Here is a 21,150-nt window from a genome sequence, read left to right as displayed (position 1 = left end):
CATGGGTGCTGCCGTTCCGCCGCGGCTCAGGCTCGTCGGCGTCGCCGTGCTGACCGCCGCCTACCCGCTGCTGGTCTATCTCGGCCTCGGCCGCTTCGAGCCGCGCTGGATGGCGCTGCTGCTGGCCGCGCTCGCCCTGCTGCGCGCGCTGGCCACGCGCGAACGCGTCTGGCTGGCCGCCGCCGGCGGCGCGCTGCTGCTGGCCGCGATCAGCGCGCTGGGCAACGCGGCGCTGCCGCTCAAGCTCTACCCGGTGCTGGTCAGCCTGGTGCTGCTGACGGTGTTCCTCGCCAGCCTGGCCCATCCGCCGAGCGTGATCGAGCGGCTGGCGCGGCTGCAGGACCCGGACCTGCCGCCCGAAGCCGTGGCCTATACCCGCCGGGTGACCCAGGTGTGGTGCGGCTTCTTCGCCTTCAACGCGCTGGTGTCGCTGGCGACCACGCTGTGGGCCGACGACGCCGGCTGGGCGCTGTACAACGGCCTGCTGTCCTACCTCTTGATGGGCGCGCTGTTCGGCGGCGAATGGCTGGTGCGCCGCCGCGTGCGGGCGAGGATCGCCCATGGCTGAGTTCATCGACCTGGCCCAGCTGCTGCTGGCCGGCCGCGCCGCCGAGCAGCCGGTGGCGCTGGCCGCCGACGGCGTGCTCGGCTTCGCCGCCTTCGCCGCCGAGGTCGCGCGCTGGCGTGCGGCCTTCGCCGCCCAGGCCGGCCAGCGCTTCGCGCTGTTCTTCGACGACAGCGCGCGCTTCGCCGCCGCGCTGTTCGGCGCCTGGCACGCCGGCAAGTGCGCCTACCTGCCGGCCGACGTGCTGCCGGCCACGCTGGCGCGGCTGCGCGGCGAGGTCGACGGCTTCGCCGGCGAGGTGCCGGGCGAGCCGGTGGTGACGCCGGCCGCAACGGTGGACGCCGCGCCGTGGGCGCCGCTCGATCCGGCCGCCGTCGCGCTGGTGGTCTACACCTCGGGCTCGACCGGCGAACCGGGCGCGATCCCCAAGCGGCTCGGCCAGCTCGACGCCGAGGTCGCCGCGCTCGAGCGCGGCTTCGGCCCTCGCCTCGGCGATGCCGCGGTGCTGGCCAGCGTGTCGCACCAGCATATCTACGGCCTGCTGTTCCGCGTGCTGTGGCCGCTGGCGGCCGGCCGCCGCTTCGCCGCCGGCCGGCTGGCCTTCCCCGAGGACATCGCCGCCGCCTTGGCGGTCGCCGGCCCCTGCGCGCTGGTGGCCAGCCCGGCCCATCTCAAGCGCTTGCCGGCGCAATTGCCGTGGGCGGCCGGCCGCGCGTCGCTGCGCGCCGTGTTTTCCTCGGGCGGCCCGCTGCCCGACGAGGCGCTGCCCGATTGCCGCGCGCTGCTCGGCCGGGCGCCGATCGAGGTCTACGGCAGCTCGGAGACCGGCGGCGTGGCCTGGCGCCAGCGCAGCGACGACGCGGCGCTGGCCTGGCGGCCGCTGCCCGGCGTGGCGGTGCGGGTGGCCGACGGCGTGCTCGAGGTGCGCTCGCCCCACCTGTTCGAGTCGGACTGGCAGGCGACCGCCGACCGGGCCGAGGCACGCGGCGACGGTTTCGCGCTGTTGGGCCGGGCCGACCGCATCGTCAAGATCGAAGAGAAGCGCGTCTCGCTCGACGCGCTCGAACAGGCGCTGCGCGCCACCGGCCTGGTGCAGGAGGCGCGCGTGCTGGCGCTGCCCGGCGCCCGCACGCTGCTGGCGGTCGCCGCGGTGCCGAGCGAGGCCGGCTGGGCGCTGCACGACGGCGACGGCCGCCGCGCGCTGAGCCAGCGGCTGCGCACGGCGCTGGCCAGCGTGGCCGAGGCGGCGGTGCTGCCGCGGCGCTGGCGCTACGTCTGGGCATTGCCGGCCAACAGCCAGGGCAAGACCACCGTGGCCGCCTTGCAGGCGCTGTTCGATCCGCGCCGGCCGGTCGCGCGGCTGCGCGCGCACGGCCCGGCTGCCGCCGTGCTGGAAATCGAGGTCGCCGCGAGTTCACCGTATTTCGACGGCCATTTCGCGGTCGCGCCGATCCTGCCGGGCGTGGCCCAGCTCGATTGGGCGATCCGCCTCGGCCGCGAGCTGTTCGCGCTGCCGCCGCATTTCCTGCGCATGGAGGCGGTCAAGTTCCAGCAGGTGATCGTGCCCGGCACGGTGGTGACGCTGGAGCTGACGCTCAAGTCGCCGTCCGCGGCCGAGCGGGTGCTGGGCTTCAAGCTGAGTTCGGCGGCCGGTCCGCACGCCGGCGGCCGCATCGTGTTCGGGGACGCGCCGTGAAGCCCTGCGTGGTGATCCCGGTCTACAACCACGGCGCCGCGATCGGCGCGGTGGCGGCGGCGGTGCGCGGCCACGGCCTGCCCTGCCTGCTGGTCGACGACGGCAGCGAGCCGGGCTGCGCCGCGGTGCTCGACGCGCTGGCGGCGGCCGACCCGGCCGGCATCGAGCTGGTCCGGCTGGCGCGCAACCAGGGCAAGGGCGGCGCCATGGAGGCCGGTCTGCGCCGCGCGCTGCAGCTGGGCTACAGCCACGCGCTGCAGATCGACGCCGACGGCCAGCACGCCACCGCCGACATCCCGCGCTTCTTCGAACTGGCGGCGCAACACCCGGCCGCGGTGATCTGCGGCTGCCCGGTCTACGACGACAGCGTGCCCAAGGGCCGGCTGTACGGCCGCTACGCCACCCACGTCTGGGTCTGGATCAATACCCTGTCGTTCGACATCCGCGATTCGATGTGCGGCTTCCGCGTCTATCCGCTGGCGCCGACGGTGGCGCTGTTCGACGCGGTGCGCATCGGCCGGCGCATGGATTTCGATACCGAGATCGTGGTGCGGCTGTATTGGCGCGGCCTGGCGGTGGTCAACCTGCCGACCCGCGTCACTTACCCGAGCGACGGCGTCTCGCACTTCCAGGTCTGGCGCGACAACCTGCTGATCTCGCGCATGCACGCGCGGCTGTTCGGCGGCATGCTGCTGCGCCTGCCGCTGCTGCTGGCGCGCAAGTTCCGGTCGCGCAAGCCCCGGCTGCGCCGGGTCGCGCCATGAGCGCGCCGGCTGGCCGCCGCCACTGGGCCGAGATGGGCGAGAGCACCTTCGTGTTCGGCATCTGGCTGCTCTACGCCGTCCACCGCCTGTTCGGCCGCTGGCCGTTCCGGCTCTGCCTCTACCCGGTGGTGGCGATCCACTGGCTGGCGCGGCCGGCCCTGCGCGCCGCCTCGCTGCAATACCTGGCCCGGCTCGAGGCCGCCACCGGCGCCTTCGGCCGCGCACCGAACTGGCGCGACAGCCTGCGCCACGTCGCGCTGTTCGCCGAGACCCTGCTCGACAAGCTCCTGGCCGTGTCGGGCCGCTACCGCTTCGAGGCGGTGCGCTGCGAAGGCAACGAGGAGATCGACCGCGCCACGCTGGACGGCCGCGGCGGCGTGATCGTCACCGCCCACATGGGCTGCCTGGAGCTGTGCCGGGTGCTGGCCGAGCGCCGCCGCGGCCTGCGCCTCAACGTGCTGGTGCACACCCGCCACGCGGTGCGCTTCAACCGGCTGCTGCAGAGGCTCAACCCGGACAACGCGCTGACGCTGATCGAGGTGACCGAGATCGGCCCGGCCACCGCCGTGCTGCTGGCCGACAAGGTGGCCGCCGGCGAATGCGTGGCGATCGCCGGCGACCGCGTGCCGGTGTTCGCCAGCCAGACCGTCGAGGCCGATTTCCTCGGCCACCCGGCCCACTTCCCGATCGGCCCCTACGTGCTGGCCGGCCTGCTCAAGTGCCCGCTCTACCTGCTCGGCTGCATCCACGACGGCGACGGCTACCTGCTGCATTTCGAACGGCTGGCCGAGCGCGTCGAGCTGCCGCGCGGCCGCCGCCAGGCCGCCATGGCCGAATACGCCGGCCGCTACGCCGCCGCGCTCGCCGCCTGCTGCGGCGCTCGCCCTACGACTGGTTCAACTTCTTCCCGTTTTGGGATCAATCCCGGAATCGCCCGCATGTCACGTCCGCACACCCCTCCTGATCCCGTCCGCTTCGACGGCAGCCGCCTCGCCATCGAGGACGTCGTCGCGCTGGCCGCCCGCGCGCGGCCGGCCGAGCTGTCGCCGGAACCGGAATTCCGCGCCCGCATCGCCCGCGGCGCCGACTTCCTCGACCGGCTGCTGGCCGAGGACGGCGTGGTCTACGGCGTCACCACCGGCTACGGCGATTCCTGCACCGTCACCATCCCGCCCGAGCTGGTGGCCGAGCTGCCGCACCACCTGTACGCCTACCACGGCTGCGGCGCCGGCCGCTTCCTCACGCCGGAGGAGACCCGCGCGGTGCTGGCGACCCGGCTGGCCTCGCTGGCCCAGGGCGTGTCGGGCGTCAGCGTGGCGCTGCTGCAGCAGATCGAGACGCTGCTGCGACACGACGTGCTGCCGCTGATCCGGCCGAGGGCTCGGTCGGCGCCAGCGGCGACCTGACCCCGCTGTCCTACCTGGCCGCCGTGCTGTGCGGCGAGCGCGAGGTGCTGTACCGCGGCGAGCGCCGCCAGGCCGCCGAGGTGCTGGCCGAGCTCGGCATCGCGCCGTTGCGGCTGCGGCCCAAGGAAGGCCTGGCGATCATGAACGGCACCGCGGTGATGACCGCGCTGGCCTGCCTCGCCTGGCAGCGCGCCGACTACCTGTGCAGGCTGGCCACCCGGCTGACCGCCTTCAACGTGCTGGCCAGCGCCGGCAACGCCCACCACTTCGACGAGGCGCTGTTCGCGGTCAAGCCGCACGCCGGCCAGCAGCGCATCGCCGCGCGCATCCGCGCCGACCTCGCCAGCGACCGGCCCAGCCGCAACGAGCAGCGGCTGCAGGACCGCTACTCGCTGCGCTGCGCGCCGCACGTGATCGGCGTGCTCGAAGACACGCTGCCGTTCTTCCGCACGCTGATCGAGAACGAACTCAACAGTGCCAACGACAACCCGATCATCGACGCCGAGGGCGAGCGCGTGCTGCACGGCGGCCACTTCTACGGCGGCCATATCGCCTTCGCCATGGACGGCCTGAAGAACGCGGTGGCCAACGTGGCCGACCTGCTCGACCGCCAGCTGGCGCTGCTGGTCGACACCCGCTTCAACCACGGCCTGCCGAGCAACCTGTCGGGCGCCAGCGGACCGCGCGCGGCGATCAACCACGGCCTCAAGGCGCTGCAGATCAGCGTGTCGGCCTGGACCGCCGAGGCACTCAAGCTGACCCTGCCGGCCTCGGTGTTCAGCCGCTCGACCGAATGCCACAACCAGGACAAGGTCAGCATGGGCACCATCGCCGCGCGCGACTGCCTGCGCGTGCTGGAACTGAGCGAACAGGTGGTGGCCGCCATGCTGATCGCGGCGCGCCAGGGCGTGGCGCTGCGGCAGCGCGTCGACGGCGGGCTGGCGCTGCCGGCCGAGCTGGCCGCGATGCAGGCCGACCTGGCCGACCGCATCGCGCTGGTGGTCGAGGACCGCGCGCTGGACGGCGAGCTGCAGCAATTGCTGATCGCCATCCGCGCGCAGGCCTGGAGCCTGTATGCGGCCTGACCTGAGCCACCAGATCGAGCTGGCGCCGGCTTTCCACGACGTCGATCCGATGCAGATCGTCTGGCACGGCAACTACGTCAAATACCTCGAGCTGGCGCGCTGCGCGCTGCTGGACAAGTTCGACTACGACTACCCGCAGATGCGCGACTCGGGCTATCTGTGGCCGATCGTCGACATGCGGCTGAAGTACGTGAAGCCGGCCACCTTCAAGCAGCGCATCACGGTGCGGGCCGAGATCACCGAGTGGGAATGCCGGCTGCGCATCGACTACCTGGTGCGCGACGCGGTCACCGGCGAGAAGCTCAACAAGGCCCATACCATCCAGGTGGCGGTCGACGCCGCCAGCGGCGAGATGCAGTACGTCTGCCCGCGGGTGTTGTGGGACCGGCTCGGAGTGACGGTCGAATGAAGCGCCTGATCGCCCTGGCCTGCCTTGCGCTGGCCCTGCCGCTGCGCGCCGCGCCGCTGGCCGACGAGGTCAAGGCCCGGCTGGCCGCGCCGCCGCTGCTGCGCGGCCAGTTCGTGCAGGAGAAGCAGGTGGCCGGCTTCAAGAAACCGCTGGTGTCGAGCGGCGACTTCCTGCTGTGGCGCGACCATGGCGTGCTGTGGCACACCAAGAAGCCGTTCGACGCCACGCTGGCGCTGACCCGCGACGCGCTGAGCGCGCGCCAGGGCGACGGCCGCGCCGGCTACCGGCTCGACGCCGGCCGCGAGCCGGGCCTGCGCGAGGTCAACGCGCTGCTGTTCGCCCTCCTGGCCGGCGACGTGGCGGCGCTGGCGCAGCGCTTCCGCATCGACGGCGCGCTGGCCGGCAAGGACGGCTGGACGCTGCAGCTGGCGCCGCTGGAGCCGAACCTGGCCAAGGTGTTCCGCCGCATCGAACTGAACGGCGACCGCTACGTGCGCCAGGTGAAGCTGGAAGAGGCCAACGGCGACGCCAGCCTGATCCGTTTCGACGGCCTGGCCGAAGCGCCGGCCGCCAGCGCCGACGAGGCTCAACGCCTTGGCAGGTAGGTTGTTGAAACAGTAGTTGAGCACCAAGCTCCGTGATTCGCCCGGCAATCCCCGCAAGGGGGAGGCCGGAGTTGTAAGCCCGTAAGACGGGCAACAACTCCGCTCGGCCGGGCGCTTTAGAGTTAATGAAAATCAACGGGTTATCGCTATTTCATTCCACTCATCCCGCCCTCGCCGCCGCGAGGGAGCCGCGCTGACGCGAGATTCGCGCCACTTTCCACCGCCTGCTGCTCCGCTCCGGCGCCATCGCCGCTGGCTGGCCGCGCTGTGGGGCGCGATCGTGCTGGCGGTGGTGCTGCACCAGGTCCAGTTCTGGCGCGCGGCCCGGCTCGATACCGACGTGCTGGCGCTGCTGCCGGTCGACGAGCAGGCGCCGGCGGTCACCGCCGCCACCCGCGCGCTGGCCGAGCAGGCGACGCGGCCGGTGGTGGTGCTGGTCGGCGCGGCAGACTGGCCGGCCGCCCAGCGCGCGGCCAAGGCCGTTTCGGCCAGCCTGGACGGCGCCCGCGATGTGCTCGAGCCCGGCGCCTTCGACGGCAGCCGCTTCGACGCCGCGGTCGAGTTCTACCGGCCCTGGCGCGACCGGCTGCTGACGGCGGACCAGCGCGACTGGCTGGCGCATGCCGGCGCCGACGAATTCGGCGCCACCGCGCTGATGCAGCTGTACCAGCCCGGCGGCGGACTGCACCTGGGCGACTGGCGCAGCGATCCGCTCGGCCTGTGGCCGGCCTGGTGGACGGCGCGCGCCGCCGAGACGCGGGCGCGGCCGCGCGACGGCCTGATGTGGCTCGAAGGCGAGGGGCGGCAATGGGTGCTGCTCGGCTACCAGCGCCGCGGCTCGGCCTTCGCGGTCGGCGGCGACACGCCGCTGGCCGATGCGCTCGACGCGGCGCGCGCTGCGGCGGCCCAGGCCGCGCCGGGCAGCCGGCTGCTGGCGGCGGGCGTGCCGCTGCATGCCGAGGCGGCGGCGGCGCGCGCCAGCTTCGAGATCAATACCATCGGCTACGGCTCGCTGGCGGCGGTGCTGCTGCTGGTCTGGCTGACCTTCCGCTCGCTGCGGCCGATCGTGCTGGTCGGCCTGTCGCTGCTGATCGGCTGCGCGGTGGCGCTGAGCGTGACCGCGCTGCTGTTCGAGCGGGTCCACCTGCTCACCCTGGTGTTCGGTGCCAGCCTGGTCGGGGTGGCCGAGGACTACGGCTTCCATTATTTCGCTGCCCGCCAGGGCCGCCCGGCCGAAGCGCGCTGGGGCATCCTCGGCGGCCTGCTGCCGGGCCTGGCGCTGGCGCTGCTGACCAGCACGCTGGCCTACCTGGCGCTCGGCCTGGCGCCGTTCCCGGGCTGCGCCAGATGGCGGTGTTCTCCTCGGTCGGCCTGGCCGCCGCCTTCCTGACCGTGCTGTGCTGGTTCCCGGCCTTCGATCGCGGCGAGCTGCCGCTGACGCGCTTCTCGGCCCGCTTCGCCGACACGCTGGGGCGCTGGCCGCGCTGGCGCCCACCCGCGGCGGCCTGGCGCTGGCCGCCGTGCTGCTGGCGCTGATGGCCGGCGGCCTGGCGCGGCTGGAGAGCCGCGACGACCTGCGCCAGCTGCAGGGCTCGCCGGCCGCGCTGATCGCCGACCAGGTCGAGCTCGGCCGCCTGCTCGGCCTGCCGAGCCCGGCCCAGTTCTACCTGCTCGAGGGCGCCGACCCCGAACAGGTCTTGCTGCGCGAGGAAGCGCTCAAGGCGCGGCTGGACCGGCTGGTGGCGGCCGGCAAGCTGACCGGCTACCGCGCGGTATCGGACTGGCTGCCGTCGCAGGCGCGCCAGCGTGCCGACGCTGGCCTGACCGCCGCGGCCGAGCGCGCCGCGCTGGCCGCCGTCGCGGCCCAGGCCGGCGAGGCGGCCGAGCGGCCGGCTTTCGCCGCGGCGCCGCTGGCGCCGGCCGACTGGCTGGCCGGCCCGGCCGCGCCGGCGATCCGCGGCCAGTGGCTCGGCGAGCTCGGCGGCCGCCATTACAGCGTGCTGCTGCTGCGCGGCCTGAGCCCGGAATTGCTGCCGCGGCTGGCCGAGGCCGGCCAGGGGCTCGCCGGCGTGCGCTGGGTCGACAAGACCGCCGAGATCTCGAGCCTGCTGGCGCGCTACCGCAGCGGCATGGCGGCGCTGCTGCTGGCCGGCTACGCCGCGGTGTTCGCCGCGCTGGCCTGGCGCTTCCGCCGCGCCGCCTGGCGCGCGCTGCTGCCGACGGTGCTGGGCAGCCTGGCCACGCTGGCGATCTTCGGCTGGCTCGGCCTGCCGCTGCAGCTGTTCGGCGTGCTGGCGCTGGTGTTGCTGCTGGGCATGGGGTGGACTACGGCATCTTCCTGCTCGAGCACCCGGGCGACGGCACCGCCTGGCTGGCGGTGGCGCTGGCCGGCGTCAGCACGCTGCTGTCGTTCGGCCTGCTGGCGCTGTCGTCGACGCCGGCGCTGCGGGCGTTCGGGCTGACGATGCTGCTGGGGAGTTGTTGATCTGGCTGGTCACACCGTGTTTCCGGCTGGAGGACGTGGGTGAAGGGTGCGAGAGGCCGTGAAAGGTGAAACGTGAAATGTGAAACGTGTTTATGCCTGGCGGCGGGTGGTCGGGGTGCGGCTGCGCCGCTTTTGATGGGTGCGGGACTCTGAAATCGGAAACGGGGAGGAATGAAACGCGACACGGGAACTCGGGCGGCGCAGCCGCACCGCAAAGTAGTTGCCGAAGGCTTCACTTGAGCCGCGATGCGGCGAACCACCTTTCACGTTTCACCTTTCACTTTTCACGGACCTTATGCTCGATAAAACTTTCTCCCCCGCCCGCCAGACCGCCTTCGACGCGCGCTTCGAGGCGCAGAAGATCGCCTTCGGGCCGGTCGTGTTCCAGTGCGTCCGCTATGCATGGAAGCGCGGCATGCTGCAGGCGCTGGCCGAGGCCGGCGCGGCCGGGCTGACGCTCGAGGCGCTCGCCGCCGACGGCCGCTGGACCGCCTACGCGCTCAAGGTGGTGCTGGAGTCCTGCCTGTCCTGCGGCGTGGTGCGGCTGGCCGACGGCCGCTACGCGCTCGACAAGGCCGGCTTCTGCGTGCTCAGCGACGCCACCACCCAGATCAATCTCGATTTCGTCCACGACGTCTGCTACCAGGGCCTGCATGCGCTCGACCGCTCGCTCGACGAGGAGAAGCCGCACGGCCTCGCCGCGCTCGGCGACTGGCCGACGCTGTACCAGGGCCTGGCCGAGCTGCCCGAGCCGGCGCGCACCAGCTGGTTCGCCTTCGACCACCATTATTCCGACGCCTCCTTCCCGGCCATCCTGCCCGACGTGTTCGCCACCGCGCCGCGGCGGGTGATGGACGTCGGCGCCAATACCGGCAAGTTCAGCCGCGCCGCGCTCGGCTACCACGGCACGGTGCAGTTGCATCTGGTCGACCTGCCGCAGCAGCTGGCGCTGGCCGAGGCGAACCTGGCCGAGGCCGGCCTCTCGGCGCGCGCGCAACTGCACCCGGTCGACATGCTCGACCCGGCCGCCGCCTTCCCGGCCGGCATGGACGTGATCTGGATGAGCCAGTTCCTCAGCTGCTTCAGCGAGCCGGTGATCGCCAGCATCCTGGCGCGCGCGGTGGCGGCGCTGGCGCCGGGCGGCCAGCTCTTGATCATGGACACCTTCTGGGACCGCCAGCGCTACGACATCGCCGCCTACTGCCTGATCAACACCTCGCCGTACTTCACCGCGCTGGCCAGCGGCAACAGCAAGATCTACCAGAGCGGCGATTACGTGCGGCTGTGCGAGGCGGCCGGCCTGACGCTGCTGACCGCGCGCGACGACATCGGCTACTGCCACTCCTTGCTGCGCTTCGGTCGCAGCGACGCGCGAAGGAGCGAAACGTGAAACGTGACGCGCCGCTGCGCGGCTTGGGTGAAACGTGGTGCGGCGAGGCTGCGCGGAAGCTCCGCACGGCAACGCGCGGGTCGCGCGTCGCCGTTCATCTTTCGCGTTTCGCGGCCTGCCTCGGCATCGCGCTGCCGCTTGGCGGCCATGCCGCACCGAAACGGCCTGCGCCGCGCAGCGGCGCGATCCCGCGTTTCACCTTTCACGTTTCACTTTTCACGGCTTTCCTGCTCGCCGGCTGTGCCCAACAGCCGCAGCGTCCAACGCTGCCCGACCTGCCGCCGCTGCAGCTCGCCCCGGCCGACTTCGGCGGCAGCCTGAGCCTGGCCCAGCGGCTCGACTTCGCCCGGCTCGACGGCCGCCCCAGCGGCGCCCAGCCGATCGAGGCGCTGCTCGAGATCGACGGCGAATCGGTGCGGCTGGCCGGCTTCGCGCTCGGCCAGCGCATCCTGACGCTGGCCTGGGACGGCCGCCAGCTGGCAGTCGAGCGCCATCCGCGCCTGCCGGCCGAGGTCGACGCGGCGCGCGTGCTGCGCGACATCGAACTGGTCTACTGGCCGGCCGAGCGGCTGCGCGCCGCCCTGCCGGCCGGCTGGACGCTGGAGGACGGCGCCGACGGCCGCCGCCTGCTGGCCGACGGCGTGCCGGTGCTGACGGTGAGCCGCACCGCTGCCGGCGCCGCCGCGACGGTGGTGCTGGAAAACCGCCGCGAGGGCTACCGCCTGACCATCGAATCGAGTCCGTCCGGCGTGGAGGCCGTACCTTGACCCAAGCGATCTACCTGAACCGGCTCGGCCTGGTCTGCGCACTCGGCGCCGGCGTCGACGAAGTGCGCGCCGCGCTGTTCGCCGAGGCGCCTTCCGGCGTCGCGCCGCTGGCCGGGCTGCTGCCGGGCCGCACGCTGCATCTCGGCGCCGTGACCGCGCCGCTGGCCGACCTGGCCGGCCTGCCGCTCGCCCATCGCAGCCGCAACAACGCGCTGCTGCTGACCGCGCTGGCGCAGATCCGGCCGGCGGTCGACGCCGCCATCGCGCGCCACGGCGCGGCGCGGGTCGGCGTGGTGCTCGGCACCAGCACCTCGGGCATCGGCGAATCGGAGCGCGCGGTCGCCGCCTTGCAGCGCGACGGCGCGCTCGACGCCGATTTCCACATCGGCCAGCAGGAGATGGGCTCGCCGGCCCTGATGCTGGCCGAATACCTGGGCTTGTCCGGCCCGGCCATCGTGCTGTCGACCGCCTGCTCGTCGAGCGCCAAGGCGCTGGCCAGCGCCGCGCGGCTGCTGCGCGCCGGCCTGTGCGACGCGGTGATCGCCGGCGGGGCCGATTCGCTGTGCGCCTTCACCGTGGCCGGCTTCTCGGCGCTGGAATCGGTCAGCGCCGAGCGCTGCAACCCGATGAGCGCCAACCGCCACGGCATCAACATCGGCGAGGGCGCCGCGCTGTTCCTGCTCGGCACCGAGCCGGGCCCGGTACGGCTGGCCGGCTGGGGCGAGAGCTCGGACGCCCACCATATCTCGGCGCCGGCGCCCGACGGCCGCGGCGCGCTGGCCGCCATGCGCGCGGCGCTCGAGCAGGCCGGCGTGGCGCCGGCCGCGATCGACTACCTGAACCTGCACGGCACCGCCACGCCGCAGAACGACGCGATGGAGAGCCTGGCGGTGCGCGAGCTGTTCGGCGAAGCGCTGCCGGCCAGCTCGACCAAGCCGCTGACCGGCCACACGCTGGGCGCGGCCGGTGCGCTCGAGGCGGCGCTGTGCTGGCTGGCGCTGACCGACAATCCGCAGGGACGGCTGCCGCCGCACTGGTGGGACGGCGCGGCCGACCCGGCGCTGCCGGCGCTGAACCTGGTGCAGCCCGGCCAGGCGCTGGGCCGGCCGCTCGACTACGCGCTGAGCAATTCCTTCGCCTTCGGCGGCAGCAATGCCGCGCTGGTGCTGGAGCGGGTGCGCGACGAGGCGGCGGGGCGGGCCGACGAGGCCGCGGGCGCGGTGCCGGAGGACGGTACGACGACGGCGCCTCGCTCCACGGTGGTGTCTCGCGCCGCGACGGCACGTCGTGCCGCCGCCGACTACCCGATCGCCGAGCTGGTGCCGCACGCCGGCGCCATGAGCCTCTTGGACCGCGCGATCGAAGGCGACGGCGAGCACTTCGTGGCCGAGGTCGACATCCGGCCGGGCGGGCTGTTCTGCGGCGACGACGGCGTCGGCGCCTGGGTCGGCATCGAGTACATGGCGCAGGCGGTGGCGGCCTGGGCCGGCTGGCAGGCGCGCCAGCGCGGCGAGGCGCCCAAGGTCGGCTTCCTGCTCGGCAGCCGGCGCTATGCGTGCAGCGTGCCGGTATTCCGTTCGGGCCAGGTGCTGCGCGTGGCGGTGCGGCAGGAATTCCGCGCCGACAACGGCCTGGGCCAGTTCGACTGCCGCATCGAGATCGCCGGCGAGACGGTGGCCACCGCGGCGCTGACGGTGTTCGAGCCGGACGATGCGCTGCAATTCCTTGGCGGGGAGGGTGAGATGAACCTGGAATGTCGTCCGCGGCGGGATCGATCCGCTGCAACCGCGCTGCCGTTCGGAACGGTTTTGCAGGTCGGAATTGCATTCCGGCGGCAAGGTGAATAAAAGGCGCCGGCGGACGTGAAAAAGAGCGATGCCGGAATAGATTCCGACCTACAACACCGATTCAGGCCGTAGAAGAACGATACGAATCGAAACGACGAATAAATGAATGAATTGCAACGGGGTAATACAGGGATGAACGACAAGACCGTGCTGGTCACCGGCTCCAGCCGCGGCATCGGCCGCGCCATCGCGCTTCGGCTCGCGCGCGAGGGCTACGACCTGGTGCTGCATTGCCGCAGCCGCATCGACGAGGCCGAGGCGGTGGCCGGAGAAATCCGCGCGCTGGGCCGCGCAGTCCGCGTGCTGCAGTTCGACGTGGCCGACCGCGCGGCGACGGCCGAGGCGCTGCTGGCCGACGTCGAGGCGCACGGCTGCTACTACGGCGTGGTGTGCAACGCCGGCATCGCGCGCGACAACGCCTTTCCGGCCATGCCGGCGGCCGAGTGGGACGCGGTGATCCATACCAATCTGGACGCCTTCTACAACGTGCTGCACCCGCTGACCATGCCGCTGGTGCGGCGCCGCAAGCCGGGCCGCATCGTCACGCTGGCCTCGGTGTCGGGCCTGATCGGCAACCGCGGCCAGGTCAACTACAGCGCGGCCAAGGCCGGCATCATCGGCGCCACCAAGGCGCTGGCGGCCGAGCTGGCCAGCCGCGCCATCACGGTCAACTGCGTGGCGCCGGGCCTGATCGACACCGAGATGGTCGAGCCGCAGGTGCTCGAAGAGGCGATGAAGCTGATCCCGGCCAAGCGCATGGGCAAGCCGGAGGAGGTGGCCGCCACGGTCGCCTTCCTGCTGGGCGAGGACGCCGCGTACATCACGCGGCAGGTGATTTCGGTGAACGGGGGGATGATCGGATGAAGCGCGTAGTGATTACCGGAGTCGGCGCGATCAGCCCGCTGGGACACGACTGGGCCACCGTCGAGGCGCGGCTGCGCGCGCGGCGGAACGCGGTGCAGGTGATGAGCGACTGGATGGTCTACGACGGCCTCAACACCCACGTCGGCGTGCCGGCCGCGCCGTTCGAGCTGCCGGCCGAGCGCTACAACCGCAAGACCACCCGCAGCATGGGCCGGGTGGCGCTGATGGCGACGCGCGCCAGCGAGCTGGCGCTGATCGACGCGGGCCTGTTGGACGACCCGCTGGTGAAGAGCGGCCGCATGGGCATCGCCTACGGCTCGTGCTCGGGCACGCCGGCCAATATGGGCGACTTCGGCCGCATGATCGTCGAGAAGACGGTCGAGGGCATCACCGCCACCACCTACATCCGCATGATGGCGCACACCGCGGCGGTCAACATCGGGGTGTTCTTCGGCATCACCGGCCGCATCGTCACCACCACCAGCGCCTGCACCAGCAGCAGCCAGGGCCTGGGCTACGCCTACGAGATGATCCAGTCGGGCAAGCAGGTGGCCATGCTGGCCGGCGGCGCCGAGGAGCTCGACGCCACCGAGGCGGCGGTGTTCGACACCCTGTTCGCCACCAGCGTGAAGCACAACGGCACGCCCGAGCTGACGCCGCGGCCGTTCGACGCCGAGCGCGACGGCCTGGTGCTGGGCGAGGGCGCCTGCACCTTCGTGCTGGAAGAGCTCGAGCATGCGCGCGCCCGCGGCGCCACCATCCTGGCCGAGGTGATCGGCTACGGCACCAACAGCGACGGCCGCCACGTCACCCATCCGAACGCCGACACCATGGCGGTGGCGATGCGGCTGGCGCTCGACGACGCCAGGCTCGCGCCGAGCGACATCGCCTACGTCAACGCCCACGGCACCGCCACCGACCAGGGCGACGTTGCCGAGACCCAGGCGACCCAGTCGGTGTTCGGCGAGCGGGTGGCGATCTCCTCGCTCAAGAGCTACATGGGCCACACGCTGGGCGCCTGCGGCGCGCTGGAGGCCTGGATGAGCATCGAGATGATGCGCAGCGGCTGGTTCGCGCCGACGCTGAACCTCGAGACCGTCGACCCGCGCTGCGGCGCGCTCGACTACGTCACCGGCGAGGGCCGGCGGATCGAGACCGACATCGTGATGAGCAACAACTTCGCCTTCGGCGGGATCAACACCTCGCTGATCTTCAAGCGCTGGTGATCCAGGCCCGGCGCCTGTCCATACCTTTGAGAGGAGTGTTTTCATGAAACGTGGATTGATTCTTGCCGGACTGGTGCTGGCCTTCGCCGCTGCCCCGGCCGCGGCCCGCCAGGCGCCGCTGATCGAGCCGGCGCCGGTGCAGCTGAGCGCGGCCACCGGCCAGCCGCAGACCGCCGAGGCGGTGCGGGCCGCCATCGTCGAAGGCGCGCTCCGGCTCGGCTGGATGGTCAGCAAGCAGGAGCCCGGCCGGCTGGTCCTGACCTACAACAAGCAGGGCAAGCACGAAGTGACGATCGAGGTGGCCTACGACGCCGACAAGTACCAGATCAAGTACCTGGGCAGCCAGAACATGAACTACGAGAAGACCGGCGAGCAGGCGGAAATCCATCCGAACTACAACCGCTGGATCAGCAACCTGATCGCCCAGATCAACAAGGCGGCCTTGAAATAGCGGCGGGCCGCCGCGGGGCGCACCACCGGTTTGGTAATCGTGCGCGTGCCCTTCCCGGCGTATTCGGCTATAAGGCTGCGAGCCCGGCCGGCTTATGCCGATCGGGTAACGCTTGCCCATATCCACCCGCCCAGGAATCAACGATGAAGACAACCGCGCTGCTCGGCCTCTGCGCCCTCGCCACCTTCGCCTCCGCCAGCGACGTCGTGCTGGAGACTCCGGTCACCTACCACCCCAGCGCCGGCGTGGTCGACAAGGTCAAGGAGGAGTGCAAGATCGAGCAGATGCTGGCCAGCCGCGTCGCCCCGGTGCTCAAGCGCCGCAACAAGGGCGAGGCCACCGTGGCGGCCGGCGCCGATGCCGGCGACGCCTCGGTGCTGCGTCTGCAGATCACCCACGTGCTCGGCGTCGGCGGCGGTGGCTGGAGCGGCCCGAAGGCCATCACCGTGAACGCCGAACTGCTCGAACGCGGCAAGGTGGTGCGGCAGACCCGCATCAACCGCTGGTCGACCGGCGGCATGTGGGGCGGCTTCAAGGGCACCTGCTCGATCCTCGACCGCTGCGCCGTCGCCATCGGCAAGGACCTGGGCCGCTGGGTCGGCGACCCGGCCTACAAGATCGAGGACGAGGCCGCGCCCAAGGGCGCCGAGACCGCCGACGCCAAGCCCGAAGCGGCGCAGTGAACGCCGCCACCCCGTTTCGAACCATCCTTCCGGAGAATCGCATGAAGAAGATCATCGCCCTGGCCGTGCTGGCCGCCGGCCTCAGCGCACCGGCGCTGGCCCGCGACACCGTGCTCAACATCCCGCTGGCCGACGTGCTGGCGATGCCGGAAGCGCAGAAGGAGCTCGACGGCTCGGTCAAGTTCTTCCTGGCCGGCCAGAAGACGCCCAAGGTGCTGCAGAAGCTCGGCGACGACGTCTCCAACCAGAAGACCAACGGCGTCGGCAAGAGCGACGAGTTCGGCTGCAAGTGGGCGGCGCTGTCGGCGCTGCTGGCTTTCCAGCGTACGGCCAAGCAGAAGGGCGCCAACGCGGTGGTCGACCTGGTCAGCTACTACAAGCGGGACGAGACGCGCAGCGACAGCACCGTCGAATGCCACGCCGGCGCCATCGTGATCGGCGTCACGCTCAAGGGCAGCTACGCCAAGATCCCCGGCTGACCGCGCGCGCCGCGCGGCGGCGCCGACGGCAGCACAAGAACGTACGCGCCGGCTCCCGGCGCGGGAGGAATCCCCGATGCAGTCCTCGAGCCCGGACCGGCGCTTTCGCGCCGGCCTGCTGGCCGGCTTTGCCGCCGCAGCGCTGCTGTGCGGCTGCGGCACCCTGTCGAGCATGCCGGTCGACCCGGTCGGCGCCCAGGTCGGCCACCACCTGCGCCAGGGCGACCTGGCCGCCGAGGTGGACGAGCTGGCCAAGCCGCTGATCGACGGCGGCAATACCCCCGGCATGGTGGTCGGCGTGCTGCTGCCCGACGGCAGCAGCCGCTTCTTCGGCTACGGCGTGGCCGACAAGGCCAGCGGGCAGCCGCCCGACGCCGATACGCTGTTCGCGATCGGCTCGCTGAGCAAGGGCTTCGTCGGCGCCATCGCCGACCAGCTGGTGCAGGAGGGCCAGCTGTCGTGGGACGACACGCTGGCCGAGCTGCTGCCCGACGCCAAGCTCAGCCGGGACGCCGGCCGGATCACGCTGCTGCAGCTGGCGACCCATACCTCGGGCCTGCCGCGCCAGCCGATCACCGAGCGGATGCTGGCCTACTTCGTCCAGTACCTGTTCACCGGCGAGAGCTTCTACCGCCATATCGACCAGGCCTACCTGTTCGACTACCTGGCCGGCTTCAGCGCGCCGGCCGAGCACGAGCCGCGCTATTCCAACATCGGCTACGCCACGCTGTGCCTGGTGCTCGAACGGCGCACCGGCCTGACGCTGGACGAGCTGCTGGCCCGCCGCATCGCCGGGCCGCTGGGCCTGCGCAGCACCGGCTACCGGCCCGAACTGCTGCCCGGCTATGCCACCCGTGCGCACGGCTATGCCGGCGACCAGCCCAAGTTCATCCGCCGCGGCCAGCCGACGCCGGACTGGCAGTTCACGCCGCTGATGCGCGGCTCGGCCGGCGCCTATGCCAGCGCGCGCGACCTGCTGCGCTATGCCCAGGCCCATCTCGAACAGGCGGACACCCCGCTGCACGCGGCGCTCGACGATACGCTGAAGGTCCGCTTCCCGCGGCCCAAGGAGGGCGCCGCGATCGCCTGGATCACCGACGACGTGAACGGCCAGCGCATCACCTACCAGATCGGCCTGGTGGCCGGTTACACCAGCTATGTCGGCCTCGACACGGCCAACCGCACCGCGGTGGTGGTGCTGCAGAACAGCTTCAACTGGACCGGCAGCGTCGGCCACCGGCTGCTGTTGCGGCTGGCGGCCGAGGCAGCAGCGAAGAAGGCGGAGCAGCGGGTGGCGCTGGCCGGGCCTGGGCACTAGCCGGGCCGCGCTGCGGGCTCGGTTTCATGCAGGAGCGGCTTCAGCCGCGAATAGCGGGAAGCGCGCGAAGGCCGTTCGCGGCTGAAGCCGCTCCTGCAAATGTCCCTCGCCGAGTCAGGTCCATCCAAAAGCAGAAGCCGGGCATCGTGCCCGGCTTCATTTCATTGCAATTGCACGGATGCCGGGCCTTGCATGCCCGGTTCCGTCGCTCAGGCGGCTGCTTCGATCTCGAGCAGCGGCAGCCCTTCCTTCACCTGCTCGCCCTTCTGGAAGAACACCTCGCGCACCGTGCCCGCGTGCGGCGCCAGGATGGTGTGCTCCATCTTCATCGCCTCCAGGATCACCAGCGGCGCGCCCTTCTCGACCGTGTCGCCCGGTGCGACGTGGACCGCCACCACCGTGCCCGGCATCGGCGCGGTCAGGCCGCCGCCGCTCTCGGCGGCCGCGAGGCCGGCCAGCAGCGGGTTGAACGGTTCGAGCGCGACGTTGCCGCCGTCGCGCACCAGTGTCAGCGTGCCGCCGTCGCGCACCACGCCAGCCGCCAGCCGGTAGCCGTCCAGCGTGGCCGAGAGGCGGCCGTCGCGCAGGCTGCCGCGCGCTTCGATGCGGGCCTCGCCGATCTCGAGCAGGTAGCCGTCGTCGCGGTAGTGCGCCACCACCGCGTGCTCGGCTTCGCCCACGCGGAAGTGCAGCGCGTGGCGGTTGTCCTGGTTGAGCCGCCAGCCGTCGGTCTGCCACCACGGCGAGGCGGCGTCGGCCGAGCGCAGCCGGGCCGCTTCGCCGCGCGCTTCGAGCAGCGCCAGCTCGGCCAGCGCGGCCAGCGCCAGCGTCTCGGCGTCGACCGGCGCCGGCGGCGGGATCAGCGCGTCGCGGTGGCGGGCGATGAAGCCGGTATCGAGTTCCTGGGCGCGGAAGGCCGGGTGGCCGGCCAGCCGGCGCAGGAAGTCGAGGTTGGTGTCGAGGCCGACCACCTCGTACTCGGCCAGCGCGCTGGCCAGCCGGTCGAGCGCGCGGTCGCGGTTCTCGTCCCAGACGATCAGCTTGGCGATCATCGGGTCGTAGAACGGCGAGATCTCGTCGCCGCTCTCGACGCCGGTATCGACCCGCACGTGGGCCGACTCGGCCGGCTGGCGCAGGTGGGCGAGCCGGCCGATCTGCGGCAGGAAGTCGCGCGCCGGGTCTTCGGCGTAGACGCGCGCCTCGAAGGCGTGGCCGCGGATGCGCAGCGCGTCCTGCGCCAGCGGCAGCGGCTCGCCGGCGGCGACGCGCAATTGCCATTCGACCAGGTCCAGCCCGGTGACCATCTCGGTGACCGGGTGCTCGACCTGCAGGCGGGTGTTCATCTCCATGAAGTAGAACGCGTCGGTCAGCGTGTCGAAGATGAATTCGACCGTGCCGGCGCCGACATAGCCGACCGCGCGGGCAGCGCGCACCGCGGCCTCGCCGATCTCGCGCCGCAGTTCAGCCGACAGGCCCGGCGCCGGCGCTTCCTCGAGCACCTTCTGGTGGCGGCGCTGCACCGAGCAGTCGCGCTCGAACAGGTAGACCGCGTCGCCGTGGCTGTCGCCGAACACCTGGATCTCGACGTGGCGCGGCCGGGTCAGGTACTTCTCGATCAGCACCTTGTCGTCGCCGAAGCTGGCGGCCGCCTCGCGCTTGGCCGAGGCGAGCTGGCCGGCGAAGTCGGCGGCGGTCTCGACGATCTTCATGCCCTTGCCGCCGCCGCCTGCGCTGGCCTTGATCAGCACCGGGTAGCCGATGCGGTCGGCCTGCTGCTGCAGGAAGGCGGTGTCCTGCTCGTCGCCGTGGTAGCCCGGCACCAGCGGCACGCCGGCGCCTTCCATCAGCGTCTTGGCGGCCGACTTGGAGCCCATCGCGGCGATGGCCGAGGCCGGCGGGCCGATGAAGGCCACGCCGGCGGCGGCGCAGGCCTCGGCGAAGGCTTCGTTCTCGCTGAGGAAGCCGTAGCCCGGGTGGACCGCCTCGGCGCCGCTGCGGCGCGCCAGTTCGAGGATCAGCTCGGCCTTGAGGTAGGACTCGCGCGGCGCGGCCGGCCCGAGCCGGAACGCCTCGTCGGCGAGCTTGACGTGGCGCGCGTCGGCATCGGCGTCGGAATAGACGGCGACCGTCTTGATGCCGAGCTGGCGCGCGGTCTTGATGACGCGGCAGGCGATCTCGCCGCGGTTGGCGATCAGGATTTTCTTGAACATAGGGACAGTGCTTTCACCGCAGAGGACGCCGAGGACGCGGAGCCTGGCTCCGGTTTCCTCCGCGTCCTCTGCGTCCTCGGCGGTGAGTGGAAAAGGTTATTGGTTGACCCAGCTCGGCGGCCGCTTCTCGATGAAGGCGGTCAGGCCTTCCTGGCCCTCGGCGCTGACGCGCTGGCCGGCGATGCGGCGGGCGCAGTCCTCGTTGAGGTTTTCGCAGATCGGCCGGTCGGCCACGTCGGCGATCAGGCGCTTGGCGGCCGCCATCGACTCGGGGCCGTTGTTGAGCAGCTGCGCGGCCCAGCTGCGCGCCAGCGTGCCGACCTCGTCCTGCGGCGCGATCTCGTGCACCAGGCCGATGCGCTGGGCCTGCTCGGCGCTGAAGCGCTCGGCCGAGACGAAGTAGCGGCGCGCCTGCGCCACGCCGATCTTGCGCACCACGTAGGGCGAGATCACCGCCGGGATCAGGCCGATCTTGACCTCCGACAGCGCGAAGAAGGCCTCGGGCGCGGCGAACACCATGTCGCAGCAGGCCACCAGGCCGACGCCGCCGCCGTAGGCCGGGCCCTGCACCGCGGCGACGGTCGGCTTGCCCAGGGTGTCGAGCACGTGCATCAGGCGCGCCAGCTTCTTGGCGTCCTCGAGGTTCTCCGCCTCGCCGTAGCTCGCCATGCGCTTCATCCAGCCGAGGTCGGCGCCGGCCGAGAAGCTCTTGCCGCTGGCGGCCAGCACCACCACCCGGACCTTGGGATCGGCCGCCAGCGCCTCGAGCGCGGTGGTCATCTGCGCGATCAGCACGTCGTCGAAGGCGTTGTGGCGCTCGCTGCGGTTCATGGTCAGCGTCGCCACGCCGTTGGCGGCGAGCTGGAGGTCGAGACAGTTGCTCATGGTGTCATCTCCTGT

The 21,150-nt window shown here is 72.1% G+C and carries 19 protein-coding genes and 1 pseudogene; 18 read left to right on the top strand and 2 right to left on the bottom strand.

What is annotated here, in order from left to right:
• Window position 1 precedes the first annotated feature (1 nt).
• The 18 genes and pseudogenes from H9L41_RS19340 to H9L41_RS19260 all read left to right on the top strand — a co-directional run bounded on the left by H9L41_RS19340 (window position 2) and on the right by H9L41_RS19260 (window position 18,040).
• Entirely contained in the window at window positions 2–568 is a 567-nt protein-coding gene (locus H9L41_RS19340; protein WP_028445028.1) for a COG4648 family protein, read from the top strand.
• Window positions 561–2,261 carry an AMP-binding protein gene (locus H9L41_RS19335; RefSeq protein ID WP_028445029.1) on the top strand — a complete coding sequence of 567 codons (1,701 nt, stop codon included), beginning with the start codon at window positions 561–563 and terminating at the stop codon, window positions 2,259–2,261. The genes H9L41_RS19340 and H9L41_RS19335 overlap by 8 nt, the downstream gene beginning before the upstream one ends.
• Window positions 2,258–3,025, top strand: a complete 768-nt coding sequence (locus H9L41_RS19330; protein WP_034606110.1) for a glycosyltransferase family 2 protein — start codon at window positions 2,258–2,260, stop codon at window positions 3,023–3,025. Before H9L41_RS19335 ends, H9L41_RS19330 begins: the two co-directional genes overlap by 4 nt.
• A pseudogene (locus H9L41_RS26295) lies at window positions 3,022–5,516 on the top strand (aromatic amino acid lyase). Before H9L41_RS19330 ends, H9L41_RS26295 begins: the two are co-directional and overlap by 4 nt.
• Window positions 5,506–5,925, top strand: coding sequence for an acyl-CoA thioesterase (locus H9L41_RS19315; RefSeq protein ID WP_028445032.1), 420 nt, complete (start codon window positions 5,506–5,508; stop codon window positions 5,923–5,925). The pseudogene H9L41_RS26295 and the gene H9L41_RS19315 overlap by 11 nt, the downstream one beginning before the upstream one ends.
• Window positions 5,922–6,530, top strand: coding sequence for an outer membrane lipoprotein carrier protein LolA (locus H9L41_RS19310; RefSeq protein WP_028445033.1), 609 nt, complete (start codon window positions 5,922–5,924; stop codon window positions 6,528–6,530). The genes H9L41_RS19315 and H9L41_RS19310 overlap by 4 nt, the downstream gene beginning before the upstream one ends.
• A gap of 280 nt (window positions 6,531–6,810) precedes the next feature.
• Window positions 6,811–7,920: an MMPL family transporter gene (locus H9L41_RS25175; protein ID WP_265583849.1), complete on the top strand. Its 1,110-nt coding sequence runs from the start codon at window positions 6,811–6,813 to the stop codon at window positions 7,918–7,920.
• Window positions 7,878–8,066 (top strand): hypothetical protein, encoded by a 189-nt coding sequence (locus tag H9L41_RS25170; RefSeq protein WP_265583848.1) that lies wholly within the window; start codon window positions 7,878–7,880, stop codon window positions 8,064–8,066. Before H9L41_RS25175 ends, H9L41_RS25170 begins: the two co-directional genes overlap by 43 nt.
• Entirely contained in the window at window positions 8,051–8,992 is a 942-nt protein-coding gene (locus H9L41_RS25165) for an MMPL family transporter (RefSeq protein ID WP_265583847.1), read from the top strand. Before H9L41_RS25170 ends, H9L41_RS25165 begins: the two co-directional genes overlap by 16 nt.
• 318 nt (window positions 8,993–9,310) lie before the next feature.
• Window positions 9,311–10,405, top strand: a complete 1,095-nt coding sequence (locus H9L41_RS19300) for a class I SAM-dependent methyltransferase (protein WP_028445034.1) — start codon at window positions 9,311–9,313, stop codon at window positions 10,403–10,405.
• Entirely contained in the window at window positions 10,402–11,172 is a 771-nt protein-coding gene (locus H9L41_RS19295; RefSeq protein WP_051318753.1) for a DUF3261 domain-containing protein, read from the top strand. The genes H9L41_RS19300 and H9L41_RS19295 overlap by 4 nt, the downstream gene beginning before the upstream one ends.
• Entirely contained in the window at window positions 11,169–13,019 is a 1,851-nt protein-coding gene (locus tag H9L41_RS25855) for a beta-ketoacyl-ACP synthase (RefSeq protein ID WP_187523543.1), read from the top strand. The genes H9L41_RS19295 and H9L41_RS25855 overlap by 4 nt, the downstream gene beginning before the upstream one ends.
• A gap of 132 nt (window positions 13,020–13,151) precedes the next feature.
• Window positions 13,152–13,883, top strand: a complete 732-nt coding sequence (gene fabG, locus H9L41_RS19285) for a 3-oxoacyl-ACP reductase FabG (RefSeq protein WP_028445036.1) — start codon at window positions 13,152–13,154, stop codon at window positions 13,881–13,883.
• A complete protein-coding gene (locus H9L41_RS19280; RefSeq protein WP_028445037.1) occupies window positions 13,880–15,109 on the top strand; it encodes a beta-ketoacyl-ACP synthase in 1,230 nt (409 codons plus the stop codon). The genes fabG and H9L41_RS19280 overlap by 4 nt, the downstream gene beginning before the upstream one ends.
• A gap of 43 nt (window positions 15,110–15,152) precedes the next feature.
• Complete coding sequence (locus tag H9L41_RS19275; protein ID WP_028445038.1) at window positions 15,153–15,560, top strand: hypothetical protein; 408 nt, start codon at window positions 15,153–15,155, stop codon at window positions 15,558–15,560.
• A gap of 143 nt (window positions 15,561–15,703) precedes the next feature.
• Window positions 15,704–16,243, top strand: coding sequence for a hypothetical protein (locus H9L41_RS19270; protein ID WP_051318755.1), 540 nt, complete (start codon window positions 15,704–15,706; stop codon window positions 16,241–16,243).
• Window positions 16,244–16,284: 41 nt separating this feature from the next.
• The gene (locus tag H9L41_RS19265) at window positions 16,285–16,722 is read left to right on the top strand and encodes a hypothetical protein (protein WP_028445039.1); all 438 of its coding nucleotides are present in this window, start codon (window positions 16,285–16,287) and stop codon (window positions 16,720–16,722) included.
• A 76-nt stretch (window positions 16,723–16,798) separates the two neighbouring features.
• Window positions 16,799–18,040: a serine hydrolase domain-containing protein gene (locus tag H9L41_RS19260; RefSeq protein WP_084299873.1), complete on the top strand. Its 1,242-nt coding sequence runs from the start codon at window positions 16,799–16,801 to the stop codon at window positions 18,038–18,040.
• 209 nt (window positions 18,041–18,249) lie between these two features.
• Here the strand turns inward: H9L41_RS19260 and H9L41_RS19255 are convergent, their stop codons facing one another.
• Together H9L41_RS19255 and H9L41_RS19250 are read right to left on the bottom strand one after the other, a co-directional pair.
• Entirely contained in the window at window positions 18,250–20,250 is a 2,001-nt protein-coding gene (locus tag H9L41_RS19255) for an acetyl/propionyl/methylcrotonyl-CoA carboxylase subunit alpha (RefSeq protein ID WP_028445040.1), read from the bottom strand.
• Between the two features lie 96 nt (window positions 20,251–20,346).
• Complete coding sequence (locus H9L41_RS19250) at window positions 20,347–21,135, bottom strand: enoyl-CoA hydratase/isomerase family protein (protein ID WP_028445041.1); 789 nt, start codon at window positions 21,133–21,135, stop codon at window positions 20,347–20,349.
• Between the last annotated feature and the right edge of the window lie 15 nt (window positions 21,136–21,150).

The sequence above is a fragment of the Chitinimonas koreensis genome, assembly GCF_014353015.1.
GTDB lineage: Bacteria > Pseudomonadota > Gammaproteobacteria > Burkholderiales > Chitinimonadaceae > Chitinimonas > Chitinimonas koreensis.
Note: the sequence above shows the minus strand (reverse complement) of the source record. Positions and strands in the feature narration are given on the sequence as shown.